The 4,886-nt window shown below is 46.3% G+C and carries 5 protein-coding genes; 2 read left to right on the top strand and 3 right to left on the bottom strand.

Annotated features, from left to right (window positions below; all coding sequences use genetic code 11):
• Positions 1-58 precede the first annotated feature (58 nt).
• From PN499_RS16845 to PN499_RS16835, 3 genes are all read right to left on the bottom strand, one after another.
• Positions 59-184: a hypothetical protein gene (locus PN499_RS16845; RefSeq protein ID WP_272033255.1), complete on the bottom strand. Its 126-nt coding sequence runs from the start codon at positions 182-184 to the stop codon at positions 59-61.
• A gap of 94 nt (positions 185-278) precedes the next feature.
• The gene (gene ilvB / locus PN499_RS16840; protein ID WP_272033254.1) at positions 279-2,114 is read right to left on the bottom strand and encodes a biosynthetic-type acetolactate synthase large subunit; all 1,836 of its coding nucleotides are present in this window, start codon (positions 2,112-2,114) and stop codon (positions 279-281) included.
• A gap of 148 nt (positions 2,115-2,262) precedes the next feature.
• Positions 2,263-3,558 (bottom strand): MFS transporter, encoded by a 1,296-nt coding sequence (locus PN499_RS16835; protein ID WP_272033253.1) that lies wholly within the window; start codon positions 3,556-3,558, stop codon positions 2,263-2,265.
• 547 nt (positions 3,559-4,105) lie between these two features.
• Between PN499_RS16835 and PN499_RS29680 the strand changes: the two genes are divergently transcribed.
• Together PN499_RS29680 and PN499_RS16830 are read left to right on the top strand one after the other, a co-directional pair.
• A complete protein-coding gene (locus PN499_RS29680; protein WP_417063885.1) occupies positions 4,106-4,276 on the top strand; it encodes a zinc ribbon domain-containing protein in 171 nt (56 codons plus the stop codon).
• 217 nt (positions 4,277-4,493) lie between these two features.
• The gene (locus tag PN499_RS16830; RefSeq protein WP_007354934.1) at positions 4,494-4,832 is read left to right on the top strand and encodes a P-II family nitrogen regulator; all 339 of its coding nucleotides are present in this window, start codon (positions 4,494-4,496) and stop codon (positions 4,830-4,832) included.
• The last annotated feature ends 54 nt before the right edge of the window (positions 4,833-4,886 follow it).

Genomic DNA, 4,886 nt, shown 5'->3' with positions numbered 1-4,886 from the left:
GGATAGGGAGGATGGGGGAGAGGGTAAGAGAGGGGGAAGGATTATTAACAATTAACAATTAACAATTAACAATTCCATTCATCAAAGTCGTGGCTATGATGCAATTCATCATTTTACTAATAGCATCTGTAATGAAACGCTGGATTGACTCTGGTTGTTCGCATTTAATTTTCAGTTCAGCCATCAGCTTAACTCCTTTCAAAACTTATCTAAGTTAAAGCTGAAGTTCCCAATAACGAGAACTTCAGCTTTAAGAAATATCCCAGGAGCAAAACCTTTTAAAGTTTAGCCCCACACTCAGGACAAAACTTATTATTAGTCACATTCTTAGCACCGCAACTCGGACAGTAAATCAATTCGATCGCCTGTTCCAAACTTTTGCGAACTGGTAAACCAATCATCTGAGCATTGCTCTTTCCTGGTGCTACCATCGGATAACAGTTTTCATCTCTGCTCACCTTCACATCCATCAAAACTGGGCCGTTGTGAGCTAGCATTTGGGCGATCGCATCTGCCAATTGATCCCGCTGCGAAACCGCTATCCCCTTCACGCCGTAGGCCGCCGCCAGCATCACAAAATCCGGCATCGACGGCTGCATATTCGACGAAGAATAACGCTCACCATAAAACGCCTGCTGCCACTGCCGCACCATTCCCTGCCAGCCATTATTCACAATCACAGTTTTGACCGCAATGCCATACTGTGCTAGCGTGCCTAACTCCTGAATATTCATCTGGATGCTAGCATCGCCAGCCACGCAAATCACCTGTTCGTTAGGTAGCGCCATCTTCGCACCCATAGCCGCAGGCATCCCGTAACCCATCGTGCCTAAACCCGCACTGGAAATCCAGCGACGGGGCCCATTATTCAGGAATTGAGCCGACCACATTTGATGTTGGCCCACATCCGTTGTGAAATAAGCGTCCGGTGCCTGACGATCCAATTCTACAATCACCTCTTGGGGAGAGATGACATCGGGATAGTGAGGAACTTCTAAAGGATAGTCTTGCTTCCAGCGATTAATCCGCGCCAACCATTCCTGAGTGCGATCGCTATTAACTTCTCCTGTTTCCCGACATCGCCGCAGCAAATCAATTAACACATTCCGCACATCGCCTACAATCGGCACTTCTGGCGGGCGATTTTTACCCACCTCAGCGGGGTCAATATCAATGTGAATTACCTTAGCGCGAGAAGCAAATTCATCCAACTTGCCAGTAACGCGATCGTCAAACCGAGCACCGACAGCAATCAACAAATCGCACTCAGTCACGGCAAAATTAGCATAAGCCGTGCCGTGCATCCCCAACATTTTCACCGATAGAGGATGCTTTTCATCAAATGCACCCTTACCCATCAGTGTTGTTGTTACTGGAATCTGGAACAATTCAGCTAGTTCTTGAATTTCCGCGTGAGCACCAGCCGCGATCGCGCCTCCACCCACATATAGCAAAGGTCGTTCCGCTTGGCGGATCAAATTCACCGCCTGATTAATCTGGCGAGGATTTCCCTTCACCGTCGGCCGATATCCCGGAATCCGCACCGCACCCGGTGCCACCGGTACATAATCAAACTCTTCTAAGCCAACATCCTTGGGTACATCGATCAACACCGGCCCTGGCCTTCCCGTAATCGCGATGTGGAAAGCCTCAGCGACAATTTTCGCCATATCTCTCGGATCGCGCACCACATAGGAATGCTTCACAATTGGTAGCGTAATCCCATAGATATCAGTTTCCTGAAAAGCATCAGAACCGATCGCACTGCGAGGTACTTGACCAGTTACGATTACCATCGGGATCGAATCCATCTGAGCCGTCGCGATCGCAGTCACCAAATTAGTAGCGCCGGGGCCCGAAGTCCCAAAGCAAACACCAACCTGTCCCGTAGCGCGAGCGTAACCATCAGCCGCGTGGCCAGCACCTTGTTCGTGGCGCACCAAAATATGCTGAATACCGCCCTCAGCTTCAGCGCGGTATAGTTCATCATAGATCGGCAGAATTGCCCCGCCGGGATAACCAAAAATATGCTTAACACCATGTCGTCTTAAGCTGTCAATCAAAGCAAAACCGCCCGTTGCTCGTTTTGCTGCTACTTTAGTTTTTAGTTGCACTGTTCTCCCTTCCTCAATCTTTCTCTTTAGTTTTAATGAAGCCTGTTATCTTAGTTCTATTTTAATCATCAAGCTAGAAAAGTTTAACCTTAGATATTTTCCACAAAAATTCACAACTGGGCAGAAGGGATTTAACACTCCCTTCCCCCTAAACCACGTCCTGTAAAACATCACGAGTATTGCGCCAAGCAGCCGCACCCATTAGAGCCACTAAACATCCCAGGCCTAAGAGCACCACCCGCAAACCCACATCCTCGGAACCCACGGCTTTACCAACGGCATCCGTTAATGGCCCAGTAATAGCTAAAGGTAGACTTAAAGCAATGTTAATCGCATTATTTTGAAAGCCAAAAACCTTCCCCCGCATTGATTCTGGAGTTTTTTCCTGAATTAGGGCTTGCATCGGCCCGTTAATCAAAGAAGCACCTAAGCCAAACATAGCGCTGAGGCTCAATCCCAGCCACAAATATCTGGTAAAGGCAAACATCCCTAAAACAAAACCCATCATTAAGAAACCAATCAAAGGTAGAGGCTTATGGTGCAAGCGGTCTGAAAAATGGCCCAACAAACCTGCACCGAAGACCATACCCACTCCTGCCGCAGCCAGCACAAAGCCAAATTGAGTTTCTTTCAGACCAATTTTGCCGGATAAAGAGATTGCCAGCACTTGCAAGGCAGCAAACACTGAGTAGAGAATCGTCAACTGCACCATTGCATTGCTGACGAGACGATTGTGCTTGAGATATCGCAACCCTTCTTTGAAGTCATGTAAAGGATGAATTAACACCGCGTGAGGCGATACCTTATTTTCCTTTACCTGCATTAGATAAATCAAACCCGACGAAACTAGGTAGAACCCAGCGACTAAGAACTCTTGAGCGCCAGCCCCAGCGCTATCTTTGGCGAAACTCAACAGGGGTTCGCCAATGGTCATGCCGACAATTATCCCTCCCATTGTGGATGAGGCGAAGAGGTTATTGGCGGTCATTAATCCTTCTTTACGCACTACCAGGGGGATAGCCGCCTGTTCCGCTGGGGCAAAAAATTGGGTGACGGTAGAAATTAGAAAGGTAACGAGTAAGAGGACGGCGAAGGCTTTCGGCAAAAATGGCATTGCTGCTATCAATAGGACTCGAATCAGGTTGCAGCCTAGCAGCATTTGCTTTTTGGGAAAGCGGTCAACGAAAATTCCGGCGGCTGAGCCAAATAAAATTGCTGGTACGGTGAAGGCTACCATGATTGCCGATCGCATGGAATTATCGGAATGTTCCAAGGTAGACCAGGGCCGATAGTCACCGGCTTCTAGCAGGATAATTAGCAATACATAAAAGACTTTATCCGCCACTTGTGCAAAAAGCTGGCCAATCCACAAGGCAAGGAAGGGGCCGTTTTTCAGCAGAGCATTGAAGCCCTTGCTATCAGGGGGTGGGCTGGCTGGGTGCATAGCGATAGTTAAGCTGACCGCCTTCGGCAGTTATAGTTTCTAGAAATATACGTAGGTTTGAGGATGGATACAGGCGATGACGGTAAAGCTTGTTTTTGGTTCATAGAACTTATCCAAACCTGTTTAAAGTTAACCTTATTCAAGTTTAGTGTCTACTTCCTATTTCAACCTAGGGGACGGCCTCTTGTACTGGCTAGGTCCAACTTTAGGGCAAGTTACCCTTACTTTTCGCTATCTGTACAAGTTTATATGAGTTTGGGTAAGTTGTTTGAGGGAAAATATTTTTTTATTATATCTTTATATTTCCGAAGTCGGTAGAGTTGATTTGCTTATTAGTCTACCTTCTTCAGTGGAGGTATAAACTGTTAGTGGCACAACAGAGCGATAGTTGGTCTTGTTTGCAGTTGATGCAAAAACGGCTTGGCTACTTAATTGGGAAGTCATAGAAGCTAGTAAGATTGATTGAGGCGTGTCTATTTTGAACATGATTGTCAATGCCTAGATTATCTGTAATCTTACCTGGTAAACGCGATTTGTAGTTGGATGAATTGGTCTGCAATTAATTTCTAAGTTACCTGTTTATAGATGTAAGGTAGTAGTTGTCAATCGGTGGTATCTGTATGCTAATACTTGTCACAACTGCGGACGCATTACTCAAAACTTACAACTTAAAGACAGACAGTTCGACTGTCCCAATTACGGGTACAGCAGCAATTGAGATGTAAATGCTGTATTCAATTTAGCCAAAACTGTAAGGGTTGTAGCTATTTACCTATAAGAGTTGTGAATAGGGTGCGCTTTCGGCGAATTCACGCCTGTGGACGAGAATCAGGGAACAGACTAGGGGGAAACAGGAAGTAGATAGTATAACTTGTGCAATAATTAGGCTTGTTCAGGTTTACGTAAGTTCTATAAAGCAGTTAGGAGTGAACAAATTGAAAAAGGTAGAAGCTATTATTCGGCCGTTTAAACTTGACGAAGTGAAAATCGCACTCGTCAATGCTGGCATTGTAGGAATGACCGTTTCTGAAGTTAGAGGTTTTGGTCGTCAGAAGGGCCAAACTGAACGCTATCGCGGCTCTGAGTACACGGTTGAGTTCCTGCAAAAACTCAAAGTCGAGATTGTTGTGGAAAACGATCAGGTTGATATGGTCGTTGATAAAATTATCGCTGCCTCCCGCACTGGCGAGATCGGTGATGGCAAGATTTTCATCTCTCCTGTTGAGCAAATTATCCGCATTCGGACTGGGGAAAAGAACCAAGAAGCTATCTAGGAGCGGGGGAGCAGGGGAGATGCCGAAAATCGCAAGGATGGGGAGTTTTGCAGG

Source organism: Kamptonema animale CS-326 (genome assembly GCF_028330895.1).
GTDB lineage: Bacteria > Cyanobacteriota > Cyanobacteriia > Cyanobacteriales > Microcoleaceae > Kamptonema > Kamptonema formosum.
The sequence above is the reverse complement of the archived record's forward strand: the minus strand, read 5'-3'. Positions and strand labels throughout refer to the sequence as shown.